Below are 24,356 nucleotides of genomic sequence, written 5' to 3'. Positions count from 1 at the left end.
ATCCTCAACGACTTCGCATCATGGGTCCCTACCGCAAACTCTGGTTCCTGCTGATCGCCGTGCTGGCGGTCACGTTCTCCCTGCTCGGCTACTACGGCGTCGAGGTGTACCGGCAGGCCCCGCCCATTCCGGCCAAGGTGGTCACGGCCGAAGGCCGCACGCTGTTCAGCGGCGACGACATCCTCGACGGCCAGACCGCATGGCAGTCGGTCGGCGGCATGCAACTCGGCTCGATCTGGGGCCATGGCGCCTACCAGGCGCCGGACTGGACCGCCGACTGGCTGCACCGCGAACTGACCGCGTGGCTGGAGTTGGCCGCGCGTGACGGCTACGGCCGCGCCTTTGCGCAGCTCGACGCGCCGGCGCAGGCCGCCTTGCGCGAGCAGTTGCGCACCGAGTACCGCGGCAATGCCGCCGATGCGGCCAGCAACGTGCTGACCGTGTCGAAGCGCCGCGCGCAGGCCATCGCCGTGACCGCCGCCTACTACGACCAGCTCTTTTCCGACGCGCCGGCGCTGCACACCACGCGCGAGCATTTCGCGATGAAGGAGAACACGCTGCCGAGCGCCGAGCGCCGCCAGCAGCTGACGCATTTCTTCTTCTGGACCGCGTGGGCCGCGTCGACCGCGCGCCCGGGCCATGAGGCCACCTACACCAACAACTGGCCGCACGAGCCGCTGATCGGCAACCAGCCCACCAGCGAAAACGTGGTGTGGTCGGTGATCAGCGTGGTGGTGCTGCTGGCCGGCGTCGGCTTCCTGGTGTGGGCGTGGGCCTTCCTGCGCGGCAAGGAAGAAGCGCCGCCGCAGGCGCCGGCACGCGACCCGCTGCTGTCGGTGGCGCTGACGCCGTCGCAGCGCGCGCTCGGCAAGTACCTGTTCCTGGTGGTGGCGCTGTTCGTGTTCCAGGTGTTCCTGGGCGGCTTCACCGCGCACTACACCGTCGAAGGCCAGAAGTTCTACGGCGTCGACGTGTCGCAGTGGTTCCCGTACGCGCTGGTGCGCACCTGGCATATCCAGAGCGCGCTGTTCTGGATCGCCACCGGCTTCCTCGCCGCGGGCCTGTTCCTGGCGCCGCTGATCAACGGCGGCAAGGATCCGAAGTTCCAGCGGCTGGGCGTCGATGTCCTGTTCTGGGCGCTGGTGGTGGTGGTGGTGGGCTCGTTCGCCGGCAACTACCTGGCGATCGCGCAGAAGCTGCCGCCGCACCTGAACTTCTGGCTGGGCCACCAGGGCTATGAATACGTCGACCTGGGCCGGCTGTGGCAGATCGGCAAGTTCGCCGGCATCCTGATCTGGCTGGTGCTGATGATGCGCGGCATCCTGCCGGCGCTGCGCGCGCGCGGCACCGACCGCAACCTGCTGGCGCTGCTGACCTCGTCGGTGGTGGCGATCGGCCTGTTCTATGGCGCCGGCCTGGCCTACGGCGAACGCACCAGCCTGACAGTGATGGAGTACTGGCGCTGGTGGGTGGTGCACCTGTGGGTGGAGGGCTTCTTCGAGGTCTTCGCCACCACGGCGCTGGCCTTCATCTTCTCCACCCTCGGCCTGGTGTCGCGCCCGATGGCCACCGCCGCCAGCCTGGCCTCGGCCTCGCTGTTCATGCTGGGCGGGATTCCCGGCACCTTCCACCACCTGTACTTTGCCGGCACCACCACGCCGGTGATGGCGGTGGGCGCCGCCTTCAGCGCGCTGGAAGTGGTGCCGCTGATCGTGCTGGGCCACGAGGCCTGGGAGAACTGGAGCCTGAAGCGGCGCGCGCCGTGGATGGCCGACCTGAAGTGGCCGCTGATGTGCTTTGTCGCGGTGGCGTTCTGGAACATGCTGGGCGCGGGGGTGTTCGGCTTCATGATCAATCCGCCGATCGCGCTGTACTACATCCAGGGCCAGAACACCACGCCGGTCCATGCCCATGCCGCGCTGTTCGGCGTCTACGGCTTCCTGGCGCTGGGCTTCACGCTGCTGGTGCTGCGCTACGTGCGGCCGGCCTACCGGCTCAGCCCGGCGCTGATGAAGACCGCATTCTGGGGCCTGAACATCGGCCTGGTGCTGATGATCGGCACCAGCCTGCTGCCGATCGGCATCATCCAGTTCCTGGCCAGCGTCGAGCACGGCACGTGGTATTCGCGCAGCGAGGCCTTCATGCAGCAGCCGATCCTGCAGACGTTGCGCTGGGTGCGCACCTTCGGCGATGTGGTGTTTATCGTCGGCGCGGTGTCGTTCGCGTGGCAGGTGGTGCTGGGCCTGGCGAATCGCACGCCGCTGGCGGCTGATGCCGTGGCGACGGGGATGAAGCCGGCGGCACGCTGAATAACAGGGAGCGAGAAGCAGGTTTGGCCCGCCCGGGGTTCCGGTCGGGCCTTTCTTATCGTGGCGATGCGTGGCCGCTCAACGATTGCCCGCCTGCTGCGCCTCGGCAACGATTTCGCGGATGGCCTGCTCGAACGCCTCCACCGGCTGCCCGCCGGTCACCAGGTAGCGGTTGTTGAAGATGATGGACGGCACCGAGTTGATGCCCATGCGCTGGTATTCCTGGACTTCCGCGCGCACCACATCGGCATAGTCATCGCCCGCCAGCACCTTGCGCGCCGTTGCGGCATCCAGGCCGACGGCCTGTGCGGCTTCGGCCAGCACGTCATGGTTGCTCGGGTCCTTGCCGTCGGCATGGTAGGCGCGCAGCAGCGCCTGCTTCAGCGGCAGCTGCTTGCCTTCCAGCCCGGCCCAGTGCAGCAGGCGGTGGGCGTCGAAGGTGTTGTAGACACGGGTGCGCTGACCAAAGGCAAAGCCCACGGCGGCGCCGCGCTCGCGGATCATTGCCTGGGTCTCGGCAATCTGCGCCGGCGTGCGCCCATACTTCCGGCCGATGTAGTCGACGATGGCTTCGCCTTCGGGTCGCATGCCGGGGTTCAGCTCGAACGGATGCACGACGATCTCCGCGCCGACGGCATCGCCCACGCGCTGCAGCGCCAGCTGCAGCGAGGCAAGGCCGATCGCGCACCAGGGACAGGCGATATCGGAGACGAAGTCGATTTTGAGGGGCTGTGGCATGGCTGCTCCTGGGCATGGGCGGGCGAGGCCATGGCCCCGGCCCGGATTGGAAGTTGCCGACAGGGTAGCGTGACTGGCGAATCCTTGCAGGGGGACGCTTCAGCCGGTGGCCGCGCGTCCGCCCGCGATGCGGCAGGGTTCAGTCCCAGCGGCGCCCGTGGTCGCGGTCATCGTGGTCGCCATGGCGGTGCGCCCACTCGCGTCCGCGCCATTCGCGGCGGTGGTCGTGGTAGCCGTCGCGGTAGCCATCGCCGTAGTTGCCGCGATAATAGGCGCGGCGATAGCCGCGGTCATGGTCGTAGCGCACCGGCACCGGCGCCACCACCACGGGCCGCGGTGCCACCACGACCGGGCGCGGCGCGTAGGCTACGGGTGCGGGCGCATACACCGGCGCCGGCGCATAGACCGGGGCCGGATGGTAGACCGGCGCCGGCTGCGCCACCACCACGCCAGGCATGCCGATGCCGATATCGATATTCACACCGGCGTAAGCACCAGCGCTGGCCACCAGCATTGCACCGCCTGCTACCGCCATTGCGATGATTCGTTTCATGGCTGCCTCCCAAGGGGCGTTGGACATGGGCTCACTGTAGGGGGGCGGGCTGTAATATGGGGCGCGCGAAGTGTTGCAAGTGTGACGCGGTGTAACCCGCGCATCCGGCCGCGGCGTGCCGGCGCTGCCTGTATCATGCAAACCCTGCCCCGGCATTTCCGATCCAAGCTGCACATGCGCCGTATCGCCGCCACCCTGCTGGCACTGACCGTTTTCACCGCCATTCCCGCCACTGCCACCGCCGCCGCCGCCGCCGCTGATCTCCAGGCCGGCAAGGCCTTGTTTGCGACGCGTTGCGCCTCGTGCCACCACGTCGGGCGCAATGCGCGCGCGGGCTTTGGTCCGCAACTGAACGGTATCTTCGGCCGCGCGGCTGGCAGCACGCCGGATTTCCAGTATTCGGAGGCGATGCGCGCGTCGAAGGTGGTGTGGTCGCATGACACGCTGCGCGCCTTCGTCCGGTCGCCCGGCAAGGTAGTGCCGGGCACGAAGATGAGGTTCTGGGGGCTGGGCGACGATCAGCAGATCACCGACCTGCTGGCGTACCTCGAGACCTTCAAGTAAGCCGGCACGGCTGGGGCCGTGTGGCCTCACTCCGCGAAATGCGGCCCCGGCCCTTCCCCGGCCAGCGCGTCATGCGGATTGCGTAACGGACACGCCTTGAGCGACAGGCAGCCGCAGCCGATGCACCCGTCCAGCTGGTCGCGCAATTGCGTCAGCGTGCGGATCCGTTCGTCGAGGTCGTCGCGCCAGCTGGCGGAGAGCCTGCGCCAGTCCGCCACGGTCGGCGCGCGGCCATCGGGCAGCTTGCGCATGGCGTCGGCGATCACCGCCAGCGGCAGCCCCATGCGCTGCGCCACGCGAATCACCGCCAGCCGCCGCAGCACGGCGCGCGCATAGCGGCGCTGGTTGCCGCCGCTGCGGGTGCTGGCGATCAGGCCGCGGGCTTCATAGAAATGCAGGGCGGACACCGCAATCCCGGTGCGTGCCGCGACTTCACCGACGGAGAGCAGTTCTTGCGCAGGCGCGGGGCGGCGTCGGCGCGGGGTGGCGGGCGGTTGCTTGGAAGCCATGGCGAAGGGCAGGCGGTGCTGGAACGCAGTCACGCAGGAATGCCCATGCTACCACCATGGCCGCGCTTGACCTTAACCTAGCTTGAGGTTTGATACTGGCGGCTCCTCTGTTCGCGATGCCGTCCACAAGCCGATGACAACGTTTCCTTTCTCGCCCTTCGCGCCTTCGTCGCTGCGCTCGCCCGCGCTGCCTGCTTTTCCTGCAGCGCCCCTTGCGCCCGCGGTGCCCTTCGCCCGTCTTAATGACTCGCTGAGCCTGCTCAACCCCGAGGGCCTGTATGACCCGCGGCCCAACGGCTATTCGCACGTGGCCCTGGTCGAAGGCCCGGTCCGCATCGTCTATGTCTCGGGGCAGGGCGGCGAGGACGCGGCAGGCTGCCTGCCGCTCGATTTTCCGCGCCAGGTGGCGCGCGCCATGCACAACCTGCGCATTGCGCTGCAGGCGGCCGGCGCCGACGTCGGCGACGTGGCCAAGCTCACGGTGCTGGTGGTGGACCATTCGCACGACCGCCTGCGCACCTTCGGCGCGGCGCTGCGCGAGATGTGGGGCGACCGGCCGACGCCGGCGTGCACGCTGATCCCGGTGCCGCGGCTGGCCCTGGACAACATGCTGTTCGAGATCGAGGCGACAGCGGTGTTGCCGGCCTGAACCGCGGCCGCGAGGGCTCTGGAGCCCCGGCTCAGCGCGCCGCGGCGCTGAAGGTCTTGTTGACGATCTTCCAGACGCCGTCGATCTCGAGCAGCGTCATGTAGTCGGTGAAGGTCACGCCCGGGTATTCCAGCACCACCTTGGCCACCCCGGCATTGCCGACCACGTCGAACTGCGTGATGAAGCGCTTGCGCTGCGCTTCATCCGCGGCCGGATGGCCGGGGCAGCGCGCGGTGGCGAATTCCTCGACCGTCAGCGCATGCAGCTTGCCGTCGCGGAACGAGACGATGCGCGCGTCGGCGGCGAAGGCCTGGTACATGAATTCGGCCTTGCCGGTGATATGGCCCTGCAGGTAATCCTCGATCGGCGCGAGCGCGGCCACGTGGCGGGACGTCAGGCCCGTTTCCGGATACGTCATGGTCTCCTCCAAAACTGGGCGGCAGGGACGGCGCCCTGCCGCAACGTTGAAAGCGCTGATTGTATTCCAGTTTTGTATGCAAACAGGGATCCGGCCGGACTTACACCGATGTGGCGATGTGCTCACGCAGCCAGCGGTGCGCCGGATCCCGGTGCACGCGCTCGGGCCACAGCATCGACATCTCGTAGCCAGGCACTTCGACCGGCGCTGCCACCGCGCGCAATGCCGGAGCGCCGCGCACCAGCCGTTCGGGCAGCATCGCCACCAGGTCGGTGCTGGCGAGCGCGGCCGTGACAAACAGGAAATGCGGCACCGACAGCACCACGCGCCGCTGCATCCCGGCCCGGGCCAGCGCTTCGTCGGTGACACCGTGGAAGCCGCCGCCGTCCGGCGACACGATCACGTGCTCGAGCGCGCAGAATTGCGCCAGCGTGGGCCGCCGCTTCAGCCGCGGATTGCCGGCGCGGCCCACCAGCACATAGCGCTCGGTGAACAGCGCGCGCCGGTGCAGCGCCGGCGGCGAGCCGTCGGTGGTGTGGAAGGCCAGGTCCAGCTCGGCGCGCTCGGCCTGCCGGGCGATGCGCGTCGGCACCATCTCCACCACCGCCAGCCGCGCGCCCGGCGCCGCCTTGCGCAGCCCTTGCAACGCCGGCAGCACGATGGTCGATTCGCCATAGTCGGTTGCGGCCACGCGCCAGGTATGGGTCGACGTGGCGGGGTCGAACGGTGTGTCGGCGGAAACCGCCTGCGCCAGTGCGCCGAGTGCTTCGCGCAGCGGTTGGCGCAGCGCGTCGGCCCTGGCGGTGGGCCGCATGCCGCGCGGCCCCGGCAGCAACAGCGGATCGCCGAAGTGGTCGCGCAGCCGGGCCAGGTGGACGCTGACCGAGGGCTGGGACAGATGCAGCCGCTCGGCCGCGCGGGTTACGTTGTGCTCGGACAGCAGCACGTCGAGCGTCACCAGCAGGTTCAGGTCGAGCCGCCTCAGGCTGGACGCGGAATCAGTCATGACAATACCTGGAATATTGGATATTCATTTCCAATATACCTGACCGCGGCCTATGCTGGCTTCACTGAAATCCTTGAAGCCACCGACATGAAAGTACTGCTGGTCTATGCCCACCCCGAACCGCGCTCGCTCAACGGTGCCATCCGGGATTTTGCCGTGCAGCGTTTGCGCGACGCCGGCCACGAAGTCCAGCTTTCGGACCTGTATGCGATGCAATGGAAGCCGCTGCTCGACGCCTCCGATTCGAAGGTTCCCAAGGCCGACGAGCCATTCCACCCGTCGCTGGATTCGAAGCATGCCTTCGACCACGGGCTGCAGAGCGATGACATTGCAGGCGAGCAGGACAAGCTGCGCTGGGCCGACGCCGTGATCCTGCAGTTCCCGCTGTGGTGGTTCTCGATGCCGGCCATCCTGAAGGGCTGGGTCGAGCGCGTCTATGCCTATGGCTTTGCCTACGGCGTCGGCGAACACTCGGACCAGCGCTGGGGCGACCGCTATGGCGAAGGCACGCTCGCCGGCAAGCGCGCGATGCTGATCGTCACCGCCGGCGGCTGGGCGTCGCACTACAGCGCGCGCGGCATCAATGGCCCGATCGACGACATCCTGTTCCCGATCCACCACGGCATCCTGCACTATCCGGGGTTCGACGTGCTGCCGCCGTACCTGGTGTACCGGACCGGCAAGGTCGATGCGGCGCGCTTTGCGCAGATTCGCGAGGAACTGGGCGAGCGACTGGATGCGCTAGGGACCACCGCACCGATTCCGTTCCGGCGGCAGAACGGCGGCGACTACCTGATCCCGCAGCTTACGCTGCGCGAGGACGTGGCGCCCCAGGCCGCGGGCTTCGCCGCGCATGTGGACCGCGCGCGGCGCTGAGTGCGCGCCGCCGTGGTCATTCCGCGCGGATATCCGCCCGCGCCGCCACCGCCCGCATCTCCGGCAGTTCCTTTTCCACCCGCGCCTTCACCGCCGCCCCATTGCCATACGCCGGCGTCAACGCCAGCTCGACCATGCGCGCCTTCGTGGCCGGCGCGTTGGCGACGTCGGCCAGTGCCTTCTCCAGCTTCTGCTGCACCGGCGCGGGCAGGCCGGCGGGCGCCATCAGCGCGAACCAGGTGCCCATCTGGAAGCCGGGGTAGCCGCTTTCGGCGACGGTCGGCACTTGCGGCAGTGCCGGCAGGCGCTGCGGCGACAGCACCGCCACCGGCCGGATCTTGCCGCCCTTGATCAGCGGCAGGGTGGCCACCACGGTATCGACTGCCACCTGCACCTGCCCGCCCGCGAGCGCGGTCAGGCTGGGGGCGCTGCCGTTGAACGGCACGTGCACCATGCGGATGCCGGTGGCGGCCTTGAGCATCTCCGCGCCGAAATGCACCGACGAGCCGGCGCCGAACGAGCCGTAGGAGAACTTGTCCGGGTTGGCCTTGGCCTGCGTTACCAGGTCCTTCAGCGAGGCGATCTTCGTGTCGGGGTTGGCCACCAGCACCAGGCTCATGTCGGCGACCAGGCCCAGCGGGGTGAAACTCTTGATGGGGTCGTAGCCCAGGTGCTGGCGGATCGCCGGATTCAGCGTCAGCGTGGTGCTGGCCGCCAGCAGCAGGGTGTAGCCGTCGGGCGGGGCCTTGGCCACCTGGGTGGCGCCGATCACGGTGCTGGCGCCGGGCTTGTTCTCGACCACCACCGACTGGCCGAGCTTTTCGCCCAGGCCGACCGCCAGCAGGCGGCCGAGCACGTCGGTGGCGCCGCCCGCGGCGAACGGCACCACCAGCCGCAGCGGGCGCTCCGGCCACGTTTGCGCCTGCGCCGCGGGCGCGGGGGTCAGCGCCGCCAGGGCTGTGGCGCAGGCGAGAAACAGCTTCGGGGTCATTGCAGTCATGGTGGCACTCCTGCCGGCAGTTGTAGGAATGGAAGGCAATCGGAAAGCGATGCGAAATCCGGCGCGCGCCGCGCGGCGGGGTTCAGCCGAGCCAGGGGCTGCGCACGCGCGAAAAACCGCCGGCCTGGTCGTAGGCATGGCCCAGCTGCAGCACCGCGGCGTCGGCCTGCGCCGGGCCGATGATCTGGATGCCGGCGGGCAGGCCCTGCGGGCCGAAGCCGGCGGGCGCTGCCAGCGCCGGCAGCCCGGCCATGGTGGCCGGCACCACCGCCTGCATCCAGCGGTGGTAGGTGTCCATGTCGCGGCCGTCGATCGCATGCGGCCAGTCCCAGCCGGCATCGAACGGGAATACCTGCGCGGCCGGCAGCACCAGGTAGTCGAAGCGCTCGAACAGCACGCGCAGCGCCTGGTACCACGCGCTGCGTTCGGCCATGGCCTCGTACACGCGCGTGCCCGGCAGCGCCAGGCCGCGTTCGATCTCCCAGACCGCCTCGGGCTTGAGCAGCGCGCGCCTGGCCGGGTCGTGGTACAGCGCCGCGTTGGCGCCCGCCACCGAGAAGCTGCGCAGGTCGATCCACGCACGCCACAGGCGTTCCAGGTCGAAGTCGGGCAGCGCCGCGTCGATGGTGCAGCCAAGCGTACGCAGGTGCGCCAGGGCCTGCACGCAGGTATCGAGCAGGCCCGCTTCGGTTGGCAGGTGCCCGCCCAGGTCGCCGAGCCAGCCGATGCGCACGCCGGCCCAGTCGCGTTCGGGCGGCAGCGCAAAGGTGCCAGGCGCCTCGCCGCGGCGCGTCAGCGGCAGGCGCGCATCGAAGCCGGCCTGCACCGACAGCAGCAGGGCCAGGTCCGGCACGTTGCGCGCCATCGGGCCGGCCACGCTGAACTGCTGGAAAAACACTTCGTCGCCCGGGCCGTGCGGCACGCAGCCGACCGAGGTGCGCAGTCCGTACACATGGTTGAACGCCGCGGGGGTGCGCAGCGATCCCATCATGTCCGAGCCGTCGGCCACCGGCAGCATGCGCAGCGCCACTGCCACCGCGGCGCCGCCGCTGCTGCCGCCGGCGGAGCGGCCGGGATCGAAGGCGTTGCGGGTGGTGCCGTAGACCGGGTTGTAGGTATGGCCGCCGAGGCCGAATTCGGGCGAGTTGGTGCGTCCGACGAAGAGCGCGCCGCCGGCGCGCATGCGCTCGAAGATCACGGCATCGGCGTCGCTGACCTGGCCGGCGAAGATAGGCGAGCCCTTGGTGGTGACCATGCCAGCGGCCGGGCTGATGTCCTTGGGGGCCTGCGGGAAGCCGTGCAGCGGGCCGCGGCTGGCGCCGCGCGCCAGTTCGTCGTCGAGCGTGCGCGCCTGCCGGCGCAGCGTGTCGCGGTCGACCGCGGCGACGATGGCGTTGACGCGGGGGTTGTGGCGGTCGATCTGGCCAAGGAAGGCATCGAGCACTTCGGCGCAAGAGACCTCTCGGGCATGGATGGCGCGCGAGAGCGCCACGGCATCGAGGTCAGCGATCGGGTCGGTCAAGGTAGCAGGGGTCTGGGCAGTCGCCATGGCGCGGGGTCTCCGGTGATGTCGTGAAACAGCATACGGGGGACGCGTGCTTTCCCGCAATCGACGATTTTTTCAAATATCCTTGCGTAAAACGCAAACCGGCCAGGGAGCCCGCCCCCATGTTGTCGCATCGCCTGCAGGACACCTCGCTGCGCTATTTCCTGGAAGTGGTCCGCAGCGGCTCGCTGACCGAGGCCGCGCAGCGGCTCAACGTGACCGTGTCGGCGGTGAGCCGGCAGGTCGCCGCGCTCGAGGCCCTGCTAGGCGTGCCGTTGTTCGACCGCCGCCCGCGCGGCATGGTGGCCAGCGCCGCCGGCGAGCTGCTGGCGGCCTACGCGCTGCGCGGCGCGCTGGAAGCCGACCGCGTGGTGTCCGAGATCGCCGCGCTGCAGGGCCTGCGCCGCGGCCGGGTGCGGGTGGCCAGTTCGGCCGGGTTTGCGATCGAATTCCTGCCGCGCATCATCGCCGAGTTCCGCCAGCGCTATCCGGGCCTGCATTTCCACGTGCGGGTGGCGCCGCCGGCGGATGTGACCGGCATCGTGCTGCACGGCGACGCGGATATCGGCATCACCTACAGCCGCGCCGCCGAGCAGGGTATCCGCATCGCCCACCGGCAGGCCGCGCCGGTGATCGCCATCATGCGGCCGGACCATCCGCTGGCGCGCTTTCGCAGCGTCACGCTGGCGCAGATGCAGCCGTACCCGCTGGCGCTGCCCGAGGGCGACAACACCGTGCGCCAGCTGTTCGACCTGGCCTGCGGCGAGCGCGGCATGGTGTTCGAGCCGGTGCTGGTGACCAACCACTTCGAGACCCTGACCAGCTTCGTGCTGCACGGCGGCGGCCTGTCGATCTCGGGCAGCGTGACCGTGGGCGACCGCTTGCGCCGCGGCGAGCTGCATGCCGCGACCATCCGCGAACGCGGCATGCGTAGCCGGGCGATCGAACTGCAGACCCTGGCGGGCCGGACGTTGCCCGAGGGCGTGCGCGCCTTCCTGGGTTTTATCCGCGACAAGCTGGTGGCGGAGGCCGCGGCGGCCTAGCCCGCGCGCTTGCGCCGCGCCGCGGGGCCCAGCACCACCCACGCGGGCGCATGGTCGCTGGGATGCTCTTCGCCGCGCACCCAGCGGTCGACACCGGCGTCGCGCAGCCGCGGCGCCAGTTCGGCGCTCAGCAGCAGGTGGTCGATGCGCAGGCCGGAATTGGTCTCCCAGTGCCGGCGGAAGTAATCCCAGAAGGTGTAGATGGGCGCATCGGGATGGTGCTGGCGCAGCGCATCGGTCCAGCCCTGCGCCAGCAGGCGCGCGTAGGCGTCGCGGCTTTCCGGCTGCAGCAAGGCGTCCTTGCGCCACGAGCGCGGGTTGTAGATGTCCTGGTCGGTCGGCACCACGTTGTAGTCACCGGCCAGCACTACCGGGTGGCCGCTGTCGAACAATTCCTGCGCGTGCGTGATCAGCCGTTCGAACCACGCCAGCTTGTAGTCGAACTTTGGTCCCGGCTGCGGGTTGCCGTTGGGCAGGTAAAGGCAGCCGATCAGCATGCCCGCCACCGCCGCCTCCAGGTAGCGGCTGTGGCTGTCGTCGGGGTCGCCGGGCAGGCCGCGGCGCACTTCGACGGGCTCCGCGCCGCGCGCCAGGATGGCCACGCCATTCCAGGACTTCTGGCCATGCCAGATCGCGCCATAGCCGGCGTCGCGGATCTCGCGCGCCGGGAAGCTCTCGTCGGCGGTCTTCAGTTCCTGCAGGCAGACGATGTCCGGCGCTTCGCGCGCGAGCCAGTGGCACAGCGCACCCACCCGGCTGCGGATGCCGTTGATGTTGAAGGTGGCGATCTTCAGCGTGGACGCGGGCATGCGGTGCGGCCGGCGTGGGCGGCGTTGGCGGTCTGGGCGCGGACCGGATCGACAAAAAAAGCCGGCGGAAGCTTCCGCCGGCTACTGGCCTTATGCGCGCCAGGTGCTGCCCGTGACGGCGCTGGTGGTGCTGGTGGTGCTGGCCGCGCTGGTGGCGCCGCCGCCGGTGGCGCTGCCGCCGGTGGTGGCGGTCGTGCTACCCGGGCTGCCCGCGCCGCGGGTAGCGCCGGAAGACTCGCCGGTGCGCTCGCCGTCGCGGCGCACCCGGATGTCGTTGTTGACCTCCTTGACGCCGTAGGTGCCGTCAGCCATGTCCTCGATGTAGTACTTCTGGCCGCGGTCGCGCACGGTGCCGGTCAACGACACCACGCCGTCGGCGACGTCGACGCTGACATCACTGACGTCAACCCCGCGCGCGTAGCTCAGCCGCTCGCAGATCTGGTCGCGGATGCGGTCGTCGCTGCGCTGGTAGCCGCGCGGACCGGCGCGCCGTTCGCGCTCGTCCGGCGTGCCGAACAAGTCGCCGACCACCTCGCCGATGCGGCGTCCGAGGTTATAGAGCACGCCGTGCTCGCGCTCGTCGTCGCGCTCGTCATCGCGCGCGTGATCGGTCTCCCAGCCGCGCCGCTCCGCATACTGGCGGTATCCGGGACTGTGCTGCGCCGCGTAGCGGCGCGCTTCGTCCTCGTCGTCGTCCGCTTCGGTCCAGTAGCGGGTGTCGCTGCGCAGGTCGCTGAAATAGCGCTCGCGCCCTTCATAGCGCTCGCGCGGTTCGCGCGCGCGCTCGATACTCTGGCGCCACTGCCGTTCCGCGTATTCGTCGTCGCGTTCCCAGGCCTGGGGATCGCGCCATTCGCTGGCGCGCTCCCAGCCGTAGCCGCCATTCAAGCCATAGCGCAGGTCGCTGCCGTAGCGTCCTTCGCTGCCATAGCGCCCCTCGCGCGGATAGTCGGGGTAGCGTCCGGCGCCATACTGCTCGTTGAATTCCCGGGCCGGGCGGGCAGGGCCGCCGTAGCTGGTCTGGCCAGGGGTCATTTGCTGGCGTCTGCGTTGTGCCTGCCAGCGGTCGCGTTCCGATTCCGGCTGCCAGTCGTCATCGTCCCATGCCTGGCGGCGTTCACGTTGCGCGCGCGCTTCACGGTCATCGTAGTAATAGCCCATGCTGATTTCCTGACAAGGTAACGCCATGTGCGGAAACCGGCGCAACACTGCGCCGACACCGCGGGCGGGTATACGGCAAAGGGCAAGATTCGTACCGTGCGGCCGGGGGCCTGCACGGCCCCGGCAGACGGGAACCGGGCGGACCGGGGGTCCTTGCAATGGTTTCAGAGCGTGTAAGGGATGCAGGCCGGGTGGGTTGCTTGTGGCGTGGCCGGCACGCGGCGCCGCGGGCAAAGGGGGATGGAGCCGCTGGCGGATCCAGGCGGGCCGCCGGCGCCCGTTGCGCGGGAGAGCTTACTTCTTGCTGGTCTTGGTCGATTTCGACTTGGTGCTGGTGGCGGCTTTCGAGGGGGCTGCCGTGCTTGCCGGAGCCGCTTCGATCTTCGACTTGGCAAAGGCGAAATAGCATTCCTTGTTGCTGCTGTTGTACGTCTCGGAATCGCTGGTCGCCAGCACGCCGGTCACGTTGATCTTGTCCCCGGTCTGCAGGTTGCTGATCTTCTTCTGGTTAACCATCATCGCATCGCGCATCAGCGCCTTGCCGGTGCACTGCGGGGTGACCGAGTCCCTGAAGTAGACCGCGATGGTGTCGTCCGAGCGGCTCAGGCCATCGACCTTGGTGATGCGCGAGACCGTGCCCGACACCAGGATGGCCTGCGCGTCCCACTTTTTCTTCGCCGTGATTTCGTTCTTTTTCCAGTCGGCCCAGATGTCGCCGAGCGAAGCCGGCTTGGGGTCGGCCAGCATGCGGAAGTCGCCGCTGAGCACGTCGCCGGTGCCGTCGAGCACGCCGTTGATGGAGGACATGGCGCCATCCATCGATTCACAACCGGCCAGCAACCCGGCCAGGACCAGCCCTGCCATCAGTTTTCCCGTCTGCATTTTGCTTCTTCTCCAGGTCCGCCAGCTCTATCGGCCGGCGCCGGGGCATTGTATGCGTACATCTTGCAAAATCCAACAGAACTGACAAAAGCGCTGCAACGGTCGAGAACATCAGGCACCCATCCCCCGAACGGGTCTGGCGGGCGGGCTATGGACCGAACGGCAGCGCCAGCAATTCGTTGCGCAGCGCCGCGTTGGCGCGTTCGCGCCCGGATTCGACCGGTTCGGCCGGCCACGGCGAGGGGTTGGCCACGCCGCCGTGCTCGCCATCGAAGGCGGAATGCTCGCGGCCCCACGCCAGCGAGCAGTCGCCCTGGCGGCCTTGCAACAGCGCCGGGCGCGGCTTGCCGCCCGCGGCCGGGCTGAATTGCACCGCGGGCTGGGACAGCGGGGCGGCCAGCGCCTCGATGTAGATGGTCTTGGGCAAGGACGCCCAGTAGCGGGTATCGGCCTCGGCATTGGCGGCGCTGGACAGCGCCCCGGCGGCGAGGCTGAGCAGCGAGCCGGCCGCCCCGGCGGCGCCGAGGCCCTGGGCCAGGCCGGCGTTGCCGCCGCTTGCGCCCGACCACGCCGCCTGCGCCAGTCCCGCTGACAGCGCCCCGGCGGTGTCCGCCAGGGTGGCGGTGTTCTCCTTGAACACGGCCTTGCCGTCCAGGATGCCCTGGATCGGCCGCCCGCCACGGGTCAGCGCGACCCGGTCCAGGCTGGCGGCGGTTCCCGCGGCCAGCGGCTTCACCTGCGCGCCATAGCCGATCCGTGGCGCGCCCGGGGCCGTGCCTTGCGGCAGGAAGCCGAGCAGGCTCCTGGTCTCGCCGAGCGTCACCTTCTCCGGCCCGAGGCCGGCTTCGAACAGGCTCAGGTGCCGCGGCAGCGCGCCACGGGCTTGCGCGTAGAAGGGCTCGGCGGCGCCGGCCGCACGGCCTGCCAGCTCGGTCGCGCGGGCGGGGTCGTCGGCGCACTGCGAAGCCCATGCCGCCAGCCATGCCATCAGCGCAAAACTGCCCTGGCCGTCGGCGGCGCGCTCGTATTGCCCGAAGGCGTTCTGGATATCGGCCTGCAGAAACGCGGCGCGGGCGTTCTGGTAGTCGCCGGCGTGCGCGTAGAGCAGGCCGCGGTAGTAGAAGGTCATGGCGCGCTCGTACGGCTCGCCCTTCCAGTCCTTGACGCTCTCGGCGGACCACAGCGAGCGCGCCTGACGGGCGTTGGGGTCGTCGGCATAGACGCGCAGGACGCGTGCCGCGGCCATGTCGAAGGCGCGCTCGGCCAGCCGCGGCCGGCCGGCCTCGATCGCGGCCAGGCCGAGCAGGTCGAGGTTGAGCACGGCGTTCCACTCGCCCTCCATGTACAGCGTATGCAGGATGCGCTGCAGCTCGGCAGGCTTGTCGGCGACAAAGCGGTCCGCCTCGGCCGCGAGGCGCTTCTCGTCGCCGTCGAACCAGGCCGCCTTGCCTGGCAGCGGCGTGGCCAGCGCCAGGGCGAGCAGCGCCGCGCCGGTGCGCCGCCATATCCCGGCAGCGTGGAGCATCCGCATCGGCGCCCCTTACTGCTGCCGGGCCAGCGGCGCGGCGGTTTCGCGAAGGTCGGCCAGTTCTGCTTCGCCCGGCAGCTGGTAGCGCACGTGCATGGTGAAGCCGACGGCCTGGCCGGGTTCCAGCACCAGTCGCTGGAAGGTGAACTTCTGCACCTGGTCCAGGCGTTCATGCCGCATCGGCACCGCTTCGTCGGAGCGCGAATAGTTGTCCATGGCCAGCGTCACCAGCGACAGGAACGGCAGCCCGCTCAGCACGCCCTTGACCATGGTCTGGTCGGTGTACTTGTTGGCGCTGCCCAGCTTCACCAGGTCCAGCTCGGCGGGCAGCAGGTCATAGACCGTCAGGTCGCCGCGAAAGGCCTTGTCGCCGCGGTTGAAGGCGAGGAAGTGGATGGTGCGGTTGAACTCGTCCGGATCCTTGCTGTGCAGGTCCAGCAGGATCTCGCGGCGGATGAAGTCGCCGCGGTGCAGCTCGCCCTTGATGAATTCGATGCGCGGCGCGTCCTTGCGGTTGACCGTGAGCTGCTGCCGCTTGACCTCGGCCTGCGTCACCATGCCGTCTTCATACAGGGTGTAGACCAGCGGGGTCGAGGCCACCACGACCTTGTTGTTGCCGGGCGAAACGGCGACGGTATCGCCGACATTCAGGCCCGCCAGGTCAGCCTTGCCGGCCACGTCGGCGCGCACCACGGGCGCGCTGTCGCCGCCGGTGCGGGTGGATTTCAGCGCCATCGGCGGGGCGGCGCAGCCGGCGGCAAGGAAAGCGGCCAGCAGGGTGGCGAGCGAAGCAAGGCGTGGCATGAAGTGGGCAACGGTCATGGGTGGGGCGTGGAAAGGCGTCAGGGGAGGTCGGTGCTGCGGTGCGGGCCGGCCGTCACGGCCGCGCCGGGCCGGGCAGCACGGGATAGTGCTGTCCCGGCCGGTAGGGCTGCTGCGCGCGCTGGGCGTCAAGGATCTCCAGCGCGGCCGGCACGGAGCCGGCCATGACGGCATGCTCGGCGTAGTCGACCTGCGTGCGGGGCGGCAGCACCAGCGTGCGCCAGGCGCTGGGCGGCTCGCTCGCGACACCCGGCTGCGCCGCGCCAAAGCGCGTGCGTACCAGCAGCGCGACGTCGGATTCGGTGCAGTTGTGCAGGCCGGCGCGGACCGCGCCCTGCCCGCCGGCGTTAGGCGCGGAGGCGGTGTCGGCCTGAGGTATAGCCACCATGGCGGCCAGCTCCGGCGACAGGAACGAGACCGGCAGGGACGGCCGCGCGCGCTGCTGCTGCCACGGCGTGCAGCCGGTATGGGCGGGCGGCGTGGCGGCGCAGCCGGCCAGCAGCGCTGCCGCCAGCCAGGCCACCGGGTGCGCGCCGCGGCGGCTAGCGATAGGCCACATCGTCCGCCGCGGCGCGCTGGAATGCATAGATGTTGCTCCAGACCAGTTCGCCGGTTTCCACCTCGACCAGCTCGAACGAGATCTGCATGTAGCGCTGCACCATGCCGGTGGCGGCGCTGCGGCTGTCGAGCGAACCGATCCGGCCGGACAGGCTGTAGTCGGCGCCCAGCCGCGCGCGGGCCAGTCCCAGTGTGCCGGCGTCGGTGGCGCCGCTGCGCTTGGCCTGGCGTTCGCGCTCGACCAGCGCAGTCTGGCTGCTGACAAACTGGATGCGCGACTGCGCGGCGCGGTTCAGGCTAACGCGCAGCCGGTCGACGATCAGCTGGCGGTCCAGCGGCTGGGCACTGTCGTTGATGAAGTTGGCGCCGTCCAGGGCAATGCGCGGGCGCTTGCCATCGCGGCCGGGCGCGAAGCGCGGCTGCGCCAGGATGTCGCGCATCATCTGGTCGGCCATGGCGACGATGTCGTGGCCCTCCAGGCCCACGCCGGACACCGCGCCCTTGCGGCCGGGGTCCAGCTCCATGGCGGCCACGCCGGCGGCGTTCGGCGCGGTGGCGAGGCAACCGGCCAGCAGCATCGCCAGACCGCCTGCCGCCATCCCGCCGGCCAGCCGCAGCGCGGCCGCTGGCGGGATGGTGCGCGCGGCTTTTCCCCCTGCTTCCCCGATTTCCCGTGCGGCCGGTGTGCCGGCTGTCTTGTCTGTCACGGTCTTGCTCCCCGTATTCCCGTCATGGCTTTGTCGCCCGCGCTCGGAGCCGGGATCCGGACCGGCGGGGCTGTTTTGCCGCGATCATAGGAGCAGGCCCGGGCCGACGCCTCCCCAGAATATGGGATGGGCAACGGCGTGCGGGCGTGCGATCGGTACGGGCGGCGGCGTTTACCCTGAAGGGGCCCGCCGGGGCCGTCCGCGCGCGGGCGGGATATGTCAGAATCCGCCGTCGTGCCGGCGCAACGTGCGCACAGCGCGGCAATACAGGGGCGCACCGCGGCGTGGCTCGGGAATACAGGCATGGCAAGCACAACAAGAGTCCTCATCGTCGAAGACGATCCCCTGGCGCTGCGCCGGCTGGTGCAGGCGGTCGACCTGCATGCGGCGGATGCCGTGGTGCAGGGCTGTGCCGCGACCGTGGCGGAGGCGCTGGCATGGCTGGCGCAGCACCAGCCCGACGTGCTGCTGTGCGACCTCGGCCTGCCCGACGGCAGCGGCATCGACGTGATCCGCAACGCGCGCCTGCGCTATCCCGGCTGCGACTGCATGGTCGTGACCGTGTTCGGCGATGACCAGCACGTGCTGGCCAGCATCGAGGCCGGCGCCATCGGCTACCTGCTCAAGGATGAAACCACCGACCGCATCGCGGCCTCGATCGGCGAACTGCGCGCGGGCGGCTCGCCGATGAGCCCGCTGATCGCGCGGCAGGTGGTGAACCGGCTGCGCGGCGGGCCGCCGGAGGCGGCGCGCGATGCGGCCACCGGCGCGGCCACCGCTGTGGGTGAGGGCGCGGTGGTGCTGTCGGTGCGCGAGAACGAGATCCTGGACCTGATCTCGCGCGGCTATACCTACGCCGAAACGGCCCGCTACCTGGGGCTGAGCGTGCATACCGTGCAGTCGCACATCAAGAACATCTACGGCAAGCTGGCGGTGCGCTCGCGCGGCGAGGCCGTGTTCGAGGCGGCCAAGCTCGGCCTGCTCAAGTCCCTGTAAGCGCGCCATGCCGTCCTGGCCGCCCTCGCTGCGCACCGTGCTGGCCCTGCTGCTAGCGTGGGCCGGCCTGCTGCTGCCCCGCATGGCGGCGGCGGACACCATGGCGCTGGCCGAGGCCACGCGCGCGGCCACGCTCGCGGACGGCACCGTGCTGCCGGCGCGCGCGCTGACGCTGCCCGACTACTGGGACCGGGTGATGCCGGGCAAGTCAGGCACCGTGGTCTACGAACTGCGCTTCGACCGCAACTGGCCCGCGGCGGCGCCGGGCGGGCTGTTCGTGCCGTGGGCCGGCGGCAGCTACGAGATGCGCCTCAACGGCGTGCTGATCGCGGCCGGCGGGCGCCTGGACGCACCGGCGTCGGCGCTGGCCAAGCGCCCGTATTACGTCGCGGTGCCGCCCGAGCTGGCCAACACGCACGGCAACCTGCTGCGCATCACCGTAGCCGCGCGCGCCTATGCGCGCTCGGGCCTGCTGCCGGTGACGGTGGGCCCGGCCGCCGAGGTGCGCGCGCAGTATGAGCGGGCCTTCCTGCTGCGCGTGGTCGGCCCGTTGATCGCGGCGGTGCTCAGCGTCGTGCTGGGCGGCCTGGCGCTGCTGATCTGGTGGCGCCAGCGCGATCCGCTGTTCGGCCTGTACGGGCTGGCCGAGGTTGCCTGGAGCGTGCGCCTGCTCGACTACTTCGTCGATGACCTCGCCATTCCCGCGGAACTGCGCGGATATATCGTGGCCGCCGCGCGCGAAGTGTTCCTGGGTGCCATCGCCAGGTTCTGCCTGCTGGTGATCCGGGTGCCCTGGCGCTGGCTGCATCGCACCCTCAACGCCTACCTGTTGCTGGCGCTGCCGGTGCTGGCGCCGCTGGCCGCGATTTCCAGCCATCCGCTGGTGTTTCCGCTGAGCTGGCTGGTCAAGGTCGGCATCATCCTGACCGTGGCCGGCGCGATGGTGTGGGGCGCGTTGCGCCGGCCCAGCCGCGAGGCGACGCTGCTGGCCGTCACCGTGGGCGTGTCGGCGGTGCTGTTCCTGGCGGACTGGATCAAGGTCTGGCTGACCGGCGACTATTACTGGGTCCATTCGATGACCCGCTATGTCTCGGTGCCGTTCAGCGTGGTGATGGCGTGGATGCTGGTGGAACGCTACACCAGCGCGGTGCAGAGCCTGCAGAACGCCAACCAGGTGCTGACCGAGCGCGTCGCGCAGCGCGAGGCGCAGTTACGCGCGGCCTTTGCGCGCACGCAGAAGATTGCCGCCGAGGAGACCGCGCTGCGCGAACGCGGGCGCATCCTGCGCGACATGCACGACGGGCTGGGCAGCCAGCTGGTCACGACCTTGTCGATGCTGGAGTCGGGCAAGGCCAGCGGCCCGGAGGTGGCCACGCAGGTGCGGCATGCGCTGGATTCGCTCAAGCTTTCCATCGATGCGATGCAGGACACCGGCGGCGACCTGGCCGCGGTGCTGGGCAACCTGCGCTACCGGCTGGGGCCGCGCATCGCCGATGCCGGTCTGGAAATCCGCTGGGAGGTCGAACGCCTGCCCGCGCTGCCGCATTTCTCCGCGCGCAAGGTGCAGGAGCTGCAATACCTGCTGCTGGAAGGCATCACCAACGTGCTGCAGCATGCGGCCGCGCGCACGCTGACGGTGACCGCCCAGGCGGACCCGGCCGCGCAGGCGATCCGCATCACGCTGGCCGACGATGGCCGCGGCTTCGATACCCAGGCCACGCGCGGCGGGCGCGGGCTGCGCAATATGCAGGTGCGTGCCGCGGCGATCGGCGGCCGGCTGCAGATCCGCTCGGCGCCCGGCGGCACCGCGCTGACAGTAGAGGTGCCGCTGGCACCGGCGCAGGGCGATGAGGCGGGCACGCCCGGGGCAGGGGCCGCGCCCGCGGCATAGGCCTGGTTCCGGTTCACTGCGCCGCGCGCTTCGGCAGCAGCCGCACCGCCAGCGCGGACAGCGCCGCGGCGGTGGCCAGCGCCGCCACGCCGGTCCAGCCGAAGCGCGCCAGCGCCAGGCTACCGAGCGCCGCGCCGGCGGCCATGCCAGTGAACATGCAGACGAACAGCACGGCATTGAGGCGGCTGCGCGCGCCCGGGTCGATGCCATAGACGATGGTCTGGTGCGCGACCAGCGTCACCTGCACCCCCAGGTCGAAGCCGATGGCGCTGGCGCCGATCAGCCACAGCTGCGCCTGCGGCGGCACCAGCGGGCTCAGCAGCATGGCGGCAAACGACAGCGCCGCCAGCGCCGCGCCGGCGCGGGTCACCCGTTCCGGACCGCCGCGGTCGGCCAGGCGGCCGGCCAGCGGCGCGCCGAGCGCGCCGGCGGCTCCGGCCAGGCCGAAGGCGCCGGCGGCCTCGCTACCCAGGTGGAAGGGCGCGCCATGCAGCATCACAGCCAGCGTCGACCAGAACGCGCTGAACCCTACCGAAAGCAGCCCCTGCGCCAGCGCCGCGCGGCGCAGCGCGCCATGCTCGCGCCACAGCGTCACCAGCGAGGCCAGCAGCGCGCGATACGGCAGCGTCGTGGCCGGGGCGAAGCGCGGCAGCTGGCGCCGCGCCAGCAGCGCGACCGCGGCGATGCTGGCCGCCGCCAGCACGAACATCGCGCGCCAGCCGAAGTGCGCGGCGACGAAGCCGCTGACCACCCGCGACAGCAGTATGCCCAGCAGCAGCCCGGTCATCACGGTGCCGACCACCTTGCCGCGCTGCGCGGCCGGCGCCAGTGCAGCCGCGGCCGGCACGATGTCCTGCGCCAGCGTGGCGGACAGGCCCACCACCAGGCTCGACACCAGCAGCATGCCGATGCCCGGCGCCAGGCCCGCCAGCAGCAGCGCGCCGACCAGCGCCACCGCCTTGGCCACGATGATATGGCGGCGGTCGTAGCGGTCGCCCAGCGGCGCCAGCAGCAGGATGCCGATCGCATAGCCGAGCTGCGTCAGGGTGGGGATGGCGCCGGCGGTGGCATCGGTGGCGTGCAAATCGGGTGCCATCACGCCGAGCATGGGTTGGCTGTAGTACAGCGAGGCCACCGCCAGGCCGGCGCTGGTGGCAAGCAGCAGGACCAGGCGCCCTGGCACGGCCGGGCTGGCCGGCGTGGCGGCGGGCGAGGTTGCGGGCGAGGTTGCGGGAACAGGGGACATGGCGGGTTTGCGCGCTTCGCAAAGAGGTTGGGATGGCCCGAAGTGTTGTCCACGCGCGCCGATTCTGGTAGACGTGCGGGGTGAACAATGGCTATACGAGACGCGTATGAAAGGCCAGCCAGCCCCTAACCCCGCTGCCGCCCCGGCCGCCGCCCGCGCCGCGCCCGGCACGGACCGGATCGACCTGATGCAGACCTTCGTGCGCATCGTCGAGGCCGGCAGCCTGTCGCTGGCCGCCGCGCAGCTGCAGACCACCCAGCCCACCATCAGCCGGCGCCTGCAGGCCCTGGAGCGGCTGCTGGGCGTGCGCCTGCTGCAGCGTTCCACGCATGCGATGAAGCTGACCGCCGACGGCGCGCGCTGCTACGAGCGCGCGCGCGAACTGGTGGCCGACTGGGCCAGGTTCGAGGCCGAGGTGCGCGGCGTGGGCCACGCCCCCAGCGGCACGCTGCGCGTGGTGGTGCCGCACGCGTTCGGGCAGGAGGTGCTGGTAGGTCCGCTGGCGGACTACCTGCGGCAATATCCGCAGGTCGCGGTGGAATGGCTGCTGCACGACCGGACCCCGGACTTCATCGCCGAGGCCATCGATTGCGCGATCCATGTGGGCGAGGTGCATGAACCCGGCCTGGTGGCCGTGCGCCTGGCGGAAGTGCCGCGCGCGGTCATCGCCGCGCCGGCGCTGTTCGACGGCAAGCCGCTGCCGCGCCGCCCGCAGGACCTGGAAAGCCTGCCCTGGCTGGCGCTGCGCACGTTCTACCGCAACGAGATCGTGCTGCAGAACCCGCAGACCCAGGCGCGCCACGGCCTGTCCTTCGCGCCGCGCATGAGCACCGACAGCCTGTACGCGCTGCATGCCGCGGCCCGGCTGGGGCTGGGCGTTGCCGTCGGCTCGTCGTGGATCTTTGCCGACGACATCGCCAGCGGCAGGCTGTTGCACCTGTTGCCGCAATGGCAGGCCGATCCGCTGCCGATCTACCTGGTCTATCCGCATGCGCGCTTCTATCCGGCCAGGCTGCGCCTGTTCGCGGACGCCATGCGGCAGGCGATCCCGGCCGCCGGCATGGTCGAACGGACGCGCGTGCCGCGCGCAATGCCCCAGGCGCGCCGATAACGCCTATCCTGAATCGGCCACTACCTCCTCCGCCGCGGGCCGCCCCGCGCCCCAACCTCATGGTGCCTGCGTGAACCGCCGCGTTTTTTCCAGGTTTCGGACAAGGGGCCGCATGTTCGCGTTTGCCGCCGCCGTCGTGTTGCTTGCCCTGGCGGGCATCGTTGCCTACAACCTGATCGGGGGCGAGAAGCGCATCGAGCGCCGCCTTGACCGCCTTTACAGCCTGGAAGATCCGCAGTTCGCCCGTGAACTGGGGGTGTTGCTGGGGCCGCCGGTGGTCGACGGCAACCGCTACCGCGTGCTCCGGAACGGCGACGAGATCTTTCCGGCAATGCTGGGCGCGATCCGCGCCGCGCGCAAGACCATCAATTTCGAGTCGTATATCTACTGGTCGGGCGATATCGGCCATGAATTCGCGCAGGCACTGGCCGAGCGCGCCAGGGCAGGCGTCAGCGTCAAGGTGTTGCTGGATGCGGTCGGCAGTTCCAAGATCGACAAGGGCGCGCTCGCACTGATGACGAGCGCCGGCGTGGATGTGCGCCGCTACCACCCGGTGCGCTGGTACACCGTCGGCAAGCTGAACAACCGCACCCACCGCAAGGTGCTGGTGGTCGACGGCCGGATCGGCTTTACCGGCGGCGTCGGCATCGCGCCGGAGTGGACCGGCCATGCGCAGGACCCCGAGCACTGGCGCGATACGCATTTCGAGGTGGAAGGGCCGGTGGTCGGCCAGATGCAGTCGGTGTTCCTCGACAACTGGATCAAGGTCAGCGGCGCGGTGCCGCATGGCCCCGACTACTTCCCCGAACTGCCGCCGGTCGGCAGCGGCCGGGCGCAGATGTTCAGCAGTTCGCCGACCGGCGGCAGCGAGAGCATGGCGCTGATGTACCACCTGGCGATCACCGCGGCGGCGCGCACCATCGACCTGTCGGCAGCGTATTTTGTGCCGGACGCGCTGACCGAGAAGGCGCTGCTGGCGGCGCTGGCCAGAGGCGTCAGGGTGCGGGTGATCGTGCCGGGCGAGCATATCGACTCCGAAACCGTGCGCTCCGCCTCGCGCGGGCGCTGGGGCGAGCTGCTGAAGGCCGGCGCGCTGATCGCCGAGTACGCACCTACCATGTACCACTGCAAGGTGCTGATCGTCGACGACCTGCTAGTCTCGGTGGGATCGACCAACTTCGATAACCGCTCGTTCCGCCTCAATGACGAGGCCACGCTCAATATCCTCGACGCGGCGTTTGCCGCGCAGCAGACCCGGATCTTCGAGGAAGACCTGCAGCTGTCGCGCCGCATCACCTACGAGGCCTGGCTCAAGCGGCCGTGGCGGGAACGGCTGCGCGACCGCCTGGCCTCGCTGATCGGCGCGCAGTTGTGAGCGGGCCGGCAATGGCGGCAATGGCGGCAACACGGCTCGCCCACAGGGCAGCATGCCCC

At 70.2% G+C, this 24,356-nt stretch carries 24 protein-coding genes; 9 read left to right on the top strand and 15 right to left on the bottom strand.

Features of this window, described 5'->3' with window-relative positions; translation table 11 throughout:
* Positions 1-20: 20 nt before the first annotated feature.
* On the top strand, positions 21-2,309 hold the full coding sequence (locus CBM2586_RS27950) for a nitric-oxide reductase large subunit (RefSeq protein WP_115691098.1): 2,289 nt from the start codon (positions 21-23) through the stop codon (positions 2,307-2,309).
* A 78-nt stretch (positions 2,310-2,387) separates the two neighbouring features.
* Here CBM2586_RS27950 and CBM2586_RS27945 read toward each other — a convergent pair whose 3' ends face one another.
* Together CBM2586_RS27945 and CBM2586_RS27940 are read right to left on the bottom strand one after the other, a co-directional pair.
* Positions 2,388-3,047 (bottom strand): DsbA family oxidoreductase, encoded by a 660-nt coding sequence (locus tag CBM2586_RS27945; protein WP_115691096.1) that lies wholly within the window; start codon positions 3,045-3,047, stop codon positions 2,388-2,390.
* A 139-nt stretch (positions 3,048-3,186) separates the two neighbouring features.
* Entirely contained in the window at positions 3,187-3,561 is a 375-nt protein-coding gene (locus CBM2586_RS27940) for a hypothetical protein (RefSeq protein ID WP_115666091.1), read from the bottom strand.
* A 213-nt stretch (positions 3,562-3,774) separates the two neighbouring features.
* On the opposite strand from CBM2586_RS27940, the gene CBM2586_RS27935 reads away from it, so the two are divergent.
* Positions 3,775-4,164: a c-type cytochrome gene (locus tag CBM2586_RS27935; RefSeq protein WP_115666092.1), complete on the top strand. Its 390-nt coding sequence runs from the start codon at positions 3,775-3,777 to the stop codon at positions 4,162-4,164.
* A gap of 26 nt (positions 4,165-4,190) precedes the next feature.
* On the opposite strand, the gene soxR is transcribed toward CBM2586_RS27935, so the two are convergent.
* Positions 4,191-4,673: a redox-sensitive transcriptional activator SoxR gene (soxR, locus tag CBM2586_RS27930; protein WP_115666548.1), complete on the bottom strand. Its 483-nt coding sequence runs from the start codon at positions 4,671-4,673 to the stop codon at positions 4,191-4,193.
* Positions 4,674-4,806: 133 nt separating this feature from the next.
* On the opposite strand from soxR, the gene CBM2586_RS27925 reads away from it, so the two are divergent.
* Positions 4,807-5,322, top strand: a complete 516-nt coding sequence (locus CBM2586_RS27925; protein ID WP_231942676.1) for a RidA family protein — start codon at positions 4,807-4,809, stop codon at positions 5,320-5,322.
* A gap of 31 nt (positions 5,323-5,353) precedes the next feature.
* Here the strand turns inward: CBM2586_RS27925 and CBM2586_RS27920 are convergent, their stop codons facing one another.
* Positions 5,354-5,740 (bottom strand): nuclear transport factor 2 family protein, encoded by a 387-nt coding sequence (locus CBM2586_RS27920; RefSeq protein ID WP_115691094.1) that lies wholly within the window; start codon positions 5,738-5,740, stop codon positions 5,354-5,356.
* 100 nt (positions 5,741-5,840) lie between these two features.
* The gene (locus CBM2586_RS27915) at positions 5,841-6,746 is read right to left on the bottom strand and encodes a LysR family transcriptional regulator (RefSeq protein ID WP_115691092.1); all 906 of its coding nucleotides are present in this window, start codon (positions 6,744-6,746) and stop codon (positions 5,841-5,843) included.
* An 87-nt stretch (positions 6,747-6,833) separates the two neighbouring features.
* Here CBM2586_RS27915 and CBM2586_RS27910 point away from each other — a divergent pair, with 87 nt between their 5' ends.
* Complete coding sequence (locus CBM2586_RS27910; RefSeq protein ID WP_115691090.1) at positions 6,834-7,622, top strand: NAD(P)H-dependent oxidoreductase; 789 nt, start codon at positions 6,834-6,836, stop codon at positions 7,620-7,622.
* A 16-nt stretch (positions 7,623-7,638) separates the two neighbouring features.
* Here CBM2586_RS27910 and CBM2586_RS27905 read toward each other — a convergent pair whose 3' ends face one another.
* Complete coding sequence (locus CBM2586_RS27905; protein ID WP_115666096.1) at positions 7,639-8,622, bottom strand: Bug family tripartite tricarboxylate transporter substrate binding protein; 984 nt, start codon at positions 8,620-8,622, stop codon at positions 7,639-7,641.
* A gap of 82 nt (positions 8,623-8,704) precedes the next feature.
* Positions 8,705-10,171 carry an amidase gene (locus CBM2586_RS27900; protein WP_115691088.1) on the bottom strand — a complete coding sequence of 489 codons (1,467 nt, stop codon included), beginning with the start codon at positions 10,169-10,171 and terminating at the stop codon, positions 8,705-8,707.
* A 119-nt stretch (positions 10,172-10,290) separates the two neighbouring features.
* Here CBM2586_RS27900 and CBM2586_RS27895 point away from each other — a divergent pair, with 119 nt between their 5' ends.
* Positions 10,291-11,211: a LysR substrate-binding domain-containing protein gene (locus tag CBM2586_RS27895; protein WP_115691086.1), complete on the top strand. Its 921-nt coding sequence runs from the start codon at positions 10,291-10,293 to the stop codon at positions 11,209-11,211.
* Here the strand turns inward: CBM2586_RS27895 and xth are convergent.
* The 7 genes from xth to CBM2586_RS27860 form a co-directional block, all read right to left on the bottom strand.
* Entirely contained in the window at positions 11,208-12,020 is an 813-nt protein-coding gene (gene xth, locus CBM2586_RS27890) for an exodeoxyribonuclease III (RefSeq protein ID WP_115691084.1), read from the bottom strand. The genes CBM2586_RS27895 and xth overlap by 4 nt on opposite strands.
* A 90-nt stretch (positions 12,021-12,110) precedes the next feature.
* The gene (locus CBM2586_RS27885) at positions 12,111-13,181 is read right to left on the bottom strand and encodes a BON domain-containing protein (protein WP_115691082.1); all 1,071 of its coding nucleotides are present in this window, start codon (positions 13,179-13,181) and stop codon (positions 12,111-12,113) included.
* Between the two features lie 294 nt (positions 13,182-13,475).
* The gene (locus CBM2586_RS27880; protein ID WP_115666101.1) at positions 13,476-14,063 is read right to left on the bottom strand and encodes an OB-fold protein; all 588 of its coding nucleotides are present in this window, start codon (positions 14,061-14,063) and stop codon (positions 13,476-13,478) included.
* A 148-nt stretch (positions 14,064-14,211) separates the two neighbouring features.
* The gene (locus CBM2586_RS27875; RefSeq protein WP_115666102.1) at positions 14,212-15,594 is read right to left on the bottom strand and encodes a hypothetical protein; all 1,383 of its coding nucleotides are present in this window, start codon (positions 15,592-15,594) and stop codon (positions 14,212-14,214) included.
* Positions 15,595-15,603: 9 nt separating this feature from the next.
* Positions 15,604-16,413 (bottom strand): hypothetical protein, encoded by an 810-nt coding sequence (locus CBM2586_RS27870; protein ID WP_240988043.1) that lies wholly within the window; start codon positions 16,411-16,413, stop codon positions 15,604-15,606.
* A 55-nt stretch (positions 16,414-16,468) separates the two neighbouring features.
* On the bottom strand, positions 16,469-16,972 hold the full coding sequence (locus CBM2586_RS27865; protein WP_115691080.1) for a hypothetical protein: 504 nt from the start codon (positions 16,970-16,972) through the stop codon (positions 16,469-16,471).
* On the bottom strand, positions 16,956-17,678 hold the full coding sequence (locus tag CBM2586_RS27860) for a penicillin-binding protein activator LpoB (RefSeq protein ID WP_240988042.1): 723 nt from the start codon (positions 17,676-17,678) through the stop codon (positions 16,956-16,958). Before CBM2586_RS27860 ends, CBM2586_RS27865 begins: the two co-directional genes overlap by 17 nt.
* Positions 17,679-17,981: 303 nt before the next feature.
* On the opposite strand from CBM2586_RS27860, the gene CBM2586_RS27855 reads away from it, so the two are divergent.
* Positions 17,982-18,674: a response regulator transcription factor gene (locus CBM2586_RS27855; protein WP_115691076.1), complete on the top strand. Its 693-nt coding sequence runs from the start codon at positions 17,982-17,984 to the stop codon at positions 18,672-18,674.
* A gap of 7 nt (positions 18,675-18,681) precedes the next feature.
* The gene (locus CBM2586_RS27850) at positions 18,682-20,565 is read left to right on the top strand and encodes a sensor histidine kinase (protein WP_115691074.1); all 1,884 of its coding nucleotides are present in this window, start codon (positions 18,682-18,684) and stop codon (positions 20,563-20,565) included.
* A 13-nt stretch (positions 20,566-20,578) separates the two neighbouring features.
* Here CBM2586_RS27850 and CBM2586_RS27845 read toward each other — a convergent pair whose 3' ends face one another.
* On the bottom strand, positions 20,579-21,811 hold the full coding sequence (locus CBM2586_RS27845; protein ID WP_115691072.1) for an MFS transporter: 1,233 nt from the start codon (positions 21,809-21,811) through the stop codon (positions 20,579-20,581).
* Positions 21,812-21,917: 106 nt separating this feature from the next.
* On the opposite strand from CBM2586_RS27845, the gene CBM2586_RS27840 reads away from it, so the two are divergent.
* Together CBM2586_RS27840 and CBM2586_RS27835 are read left to right on the top strand one after the other, a co-directional pair.
* Complete coding sequence (locus CBM2586_RS27840) at positions 21,918-22,922, top strand: LysR family transcriptional regulator (RefSeq protein ID WP_115691070.1); 1,005 nt, start codon at positions 21,918-21,920, stop codon at positions 22,920-22,922.
* Positions 22,923-23,034: 112 nt separating this feature from the next.
* Positions 23,035-24,297, top strand: coding sequence for a phospholipase D-like domain-containing protein (locus CBM2586_RS27835; protein WP_115666109.1), 1,263 nt, complete (start codon positions 23,035-23,037; stop codon positions 24,295-24,297).
* The last annotated feature ends 59 nt before the right edge of the window (positions 24,298-24,356 follow it).

The organism is Cupriavidus taiwanensis, assembly GCF_900250115.1.
Lineage (GTDB): Bacteria > Pseudomonadota > Gammaproteobacteria > Burkholderiales > Burkholderiaceae > Cupriavidus > Cupriavidus taiwanensis_B.
The sequence above is the reverse complement of the archived record's forward strand: the minus strand, read 5'-3'. Positions and strand labels throughout refer to the sequence as shown.

Bases quoted from the DNA above. Each gene is read 5' to 3' on its own strand.
- CBM2586_RS27950 (WP_115691098.1), top strand. From the start codon at position 21: ATGGGTCCCTACCGCAAACTCTGGTTCCTGCTGATCGCCGTGCTGGCG.
- CBM2586_RS27920 (WP_115691094.1), bottom strand. From the start codon at position 5,740: ATGACGTATCCGGAAACGGGCCTGACGTCCCGCCACGTGGCCGCGCTC.
- CBM2586_RS27835 (WP_115666109.1), top strand. From the start codon at position 23,035: ATGTTCGCGTTTGCCGCCGCCGTCGTGTTGCTTGCCCTGGCGGGCATC.
- CBM2586_RS27885 (WP_115691082.1), bottom strand. From the start codon at position 13,181: ATGGGCTATTACTACGATGACCGTGAAGCGCGCGCGCAACGTGAACGC.
- xth (WP_115691084.1), bottom strand. From the start codon at position 12,020: ATGCCCGCGTCCACGCTGAAGATCGCCACCTTCAACATCAACGGCATC.
- soxR (WP_115666548.1), bottom strand. From the start codon at position 4,673: ATGGCTTCCAAGCAACCGCCCGCCACCCCGCGCCGACGCCGCCCCGCG.
- CBM2586_RS27940 (WP_115666091.1), bottom strand. From the start codon at position 3,561: ATGCTGGTGGCCAGCGCTGGTGCTTACGCCGGTGTGAATATCGATATC.
- CBM2586_RS27840 (WP_115691070.1), top strand. From the start codon at position 21,918: ATGAAAGGCCAGCCAGCCCCTAACCCCGCTGCCGCCCCGGCCGCCGCC.
- CBM2586_RS27935 (WP_115666092.1), top strand. From the start codon at position 3,775: ATGCGCCGTATCGCCGCCACCCTGCTGGCACTGACCGTTTTCACCGCC.
- CBM2586_RS27875 (WP_115666102.1), bottom strand. From the start codon at position 15,594: ATGCGGATGCTCCACGCTGCCGGGATATGGCGGCGCACCGGCGCGGCG.
- CBM2586_RS27910 (WP_115691090.1), top strand. From the start codon at position 6,834: ATGAAAGTACTGCTGGTCTATGCCCACCCCGAACCGCGCTCGCTCAAC.
- CBM2586_RS27905 (WP_115666096.1), bottom strand. From the start codon at position 8,622: ATGACTGCAATGACCCCGAAGCTGTTTCTCGCCTGCGCCACAGCCCTG.
- CBM2586_RS27945 (WP_115691096.1), bottom strand. From the start codon at position 3,047: ATGCCACAGCCCCTCAAAATCGACTTCGTCTCCGATATCGCCTGTCCC.
- CBM2586_RS27855 (WP_115691076.1), top strand. From the start codon at position 17,982: ATGGCAAGCACAACAAGAGTCCTCATCGTCGAAGACGATCCCCTGGCG.
- CBM2586_RS27870 (WP_240988043.1), bottom strand. From the start codon at position 16,413: ATGACCGTTGCCCACTTCATGCCACGCCTTGCTTCGCTCGCCACCCTG.
- CBM2586_RS27915 (WP_115691092.1), bottom strand. From the start codon at position 6,746: ATGACTGATTCCGCGTCCAGCCTGAGGCGGCTCGACCTGAACCTGCTG.
- CBM2586_RS27925 (WP_231942676.1), top strand. From the start codon at position 4,807: ATGACAACGTTTCCTTTCTCGCCCTTCGCGCCTTCGTCGCTGCGCTCG.
- CBM2586_RS27895 (WP_115691086.1), top strand. From the start codon at position 10,291: ATGTTGTCGCATCGCCTGCAGGACACCTCGCTGCGCTATTTCCTGGAA.
- CBM2586_RS27865 (WP_115691080.1), bottom strand. From the start codon at position 16,972: ATGTGGCCTATCGCTAGCCGCCGCGGCGCGCACCCGGTGGCCTGGCTG.
- CBM2586_RS27850 (WP_115691074.1), top strand. From the start codon at position 18,682: ATGCCGTCCTGGCCGCCCTCGCTGCGCACCGTGCTGGCCCTGCTGCTA.
- CBM2586_RS27900 (WP_115691088.1), bottom strand. From the start codon at position 10,171: ATGGCGACTGCCCAGACCCCTGCTACCTTGACCGACCCGATCGCTGAC.
- CBM2586_RS27845 (WP_115691072.1), bottom strand. From the start codon at position 21,811: ATGTCCCCTGTTCCCGCAACCTCGCCCGCAACCTCGCCCGCCGCCACG.
- CBM2586_RS27880 (WP_115666101.1), bottom strand. From the start codon at position 14,063: ATGCAGACGGGAAAACTGATGGCAGGGCTGGTCCTGGCCGGGTTGCTG.